We start from the raw sequence: 2,251 nt of genomic DNA on the forward strand, positions 1-2,251 counted from the left end.
GATGGGGGCCCTGGGGGCGGGGGGGGGGTGGGCCTGGCGCAACTCCAGCATGGCGGCGCGCAGGGCCGAGACACGGGGCTCGCCGGCCAGCAGGTGCCGGTAGTAGCCCTGCATGAGCTGACGGGTGGTGTCGTCATTCACTTTCCACAGGCTGCTCACCACCGTCTCCGCACCCGCGGAGAGGAGGGCCCGGCGCAGGCCATAGACACCTTGCCCCAGTTTGACGTCTCCGCGCCCCGTCTCGCACGCGGAGAGCACCACCAGTTCGGTGCCCCAGAGGTTCAGCCCGGCGAGCTCCAGGGCGGTGACGAGGGAGCCGTCAGGGGAGTGGGGCTGTTGGGCGGCCGCACCGGAGAGGACGAGACCGGAGCGCAACAAGGGGTCGGGCAGATGCTGGGTGGCGGGGGCGCCGGAGAGGGCGCCGAAGCTGCCGACGGCGCGAGAGCCCTCGGGCGTGACGGAGTCCTCGAGGAAGAAGCCGTGGGTGGCGATGTGCAGGACGCCGGGGGCTGGGAGTGTCAGCAGCTGCTGCTTGGAGGCCTCGGGGCCGAGGAGGAGCTGGGCCTGGGGGAGCAGCCGTTGGATGGCCTCGGCTTCCTGACGGGTGCCAGGCAGGGGCACCCAGGTGCGCTCGGCGAGGTCGGCCCGGAGCGTGGAGAAGAAACGCTCGGAGGAGGAGGAGCGAAGGGCCAGCGACGGTGGCTGTGGTGCGACGGGGGCCGGGGAGGGCGAGGCGCCAAAGTCCGGGTCGGCCAGGACGACGAGGGAGCGGGAGGGGGCAATGTCCTGGGGACGGGGCAGCAGGTCCTTGCCGGAGGTGAGGTAGGTGAAGTCGAAGGAGTCCACCAGGGGGCCCTTGCCATCGTGGAGGGCGGCGAAGGGCACGAGGTTGAGCTGGCCATCCGGGGCGAGGAAGAGGCGGCGGACGTTGCCGAGCAGAGGCCGCAGGGGCTGGAAGGCCAGGGAGTACAAGGCCTGGGCGGGGCGCTGCCAGGCGGCATCGCCGCTGGCCAGTGCGTCGCGGAGGGTGGAGGCGGCCTGGTCCATGGCATGCGCGGGCCCCAGGTCGACGGTGCGGAGGGTGGCGTTGGGAAGGAGGACGAGCGCCAGGTAGCGCAGCTCGCGGGGGAGTTGGGACTCGGGCGTGCCGGGCTTGGGCGCGACCGGGCTGTCTTTGTAGGCGACGAACTCGACGAGGGCGCTGTCTTTGGGGAGGGCGGCGGCGACGCGGTCGACGATTTGCTCGGGGCCGGGCAGCGCGGTGAGGGCGCGCAGAGGGGCGGAGTGCCTGGCGAGCTGGGTTTCCAGGGCGTCGCCCTGCTCGGCCAGGGAGGTGAGGCGCTGCTGGTAGTCAACGGGGGAGAGAGAGCCGGGGCCCTGGTGCGACAGCGCGGCCAGTTGGGTGCGCAGGCTCCGCAGTTGCTCGAAGGTGTTGCGGTCCTCCTCGCCGAGGCCGAGGTAGATGGTACGGGAGGTGGTGGTGGTCTCCTCGACGGAGCGGCCCTTGCGCAGCAGGACGGAGGAGAGGGCCAGCCGCCTCACGCGTGTGTCGCCCGGGTGCGCGCGCAGCAGGGAGTAGAGGACTTCCTCCTCGGAGCGGAGAAGTTGCAGGAAGCTCGACAGGCGCGACTCGGAAAGGTCGAGTCCCTCCTGGCGCAGGCGCCGCTCGGAGATATTGAAGGTGCGCGCGAGGAGGGGGAGGGCCTGGGCACGTCGGTTCTGGATGAGGCGGAGTCGGGCGAGGCCTTTGAGCAAGTCGGCGACGTCGGGGTGCTGTTTGCCGAGGGACGCTTCTCGAATGGCGAGCGCGCGCGCATACAGCGGCTCGGCCCGGCTGTACAACCCCTGCTCCTTGTAGAGGATGGCGAGGCCTTTGAGCGAGTCCGCGACAAGGGGGTGCTGCTTGCCGAGGATCGCTTCCAAAATGGCGAGGGCGCGTTCATACAGAGGCTCGGCCCGGCTGTAAAAACCCTGCTGGGCGTAGAGGTTGGCGAGGTTGTTGAGCAGATAGGCGACGTTGGGGTGCTGTGGGCCGAAGGTCGCTTCAAAAATGGCGAGCGCGCGCTCAAACAGAGGCTCGGCCCGGCTGTAGAAACCCTGCTCCACGTAGAGGTTGGCGAGGCTGTGGAGCGTTTGGCCGACACCAGGATGCTGCTTGCCGAAGGCCGTTTCCCAGATGACGAGCACGCGCTCGAACAGCGGCTCGGCCCGACTGTACAAACCCTGTTTCGCGTAGAGGTGGGCGAGGCCG

General features: G+C 70.0%; 1 protein-coding gene. It reads right to left on the reverse strand.

Annotated elements, in window-relative coordinates; all coding sequences use genetic code 11:
* A partial coding sequence (locus tag VF697_RS16460; protein ID WP_331096042.1) for a CHAT domain-containing tetratricopeptide repeat protein occupies window positions 1–2,251 on the reverse strand: 2,251 nt, incomplete at both ends.

It is taken from the genome of Archangium sp., from assembly GCF_036388035.1.
Taxonomy (GTDB): domain Bacteria; phylum Myxococcota; class Myxococcia; order Myxococcales; family Myxococcaceae; genus Archangium.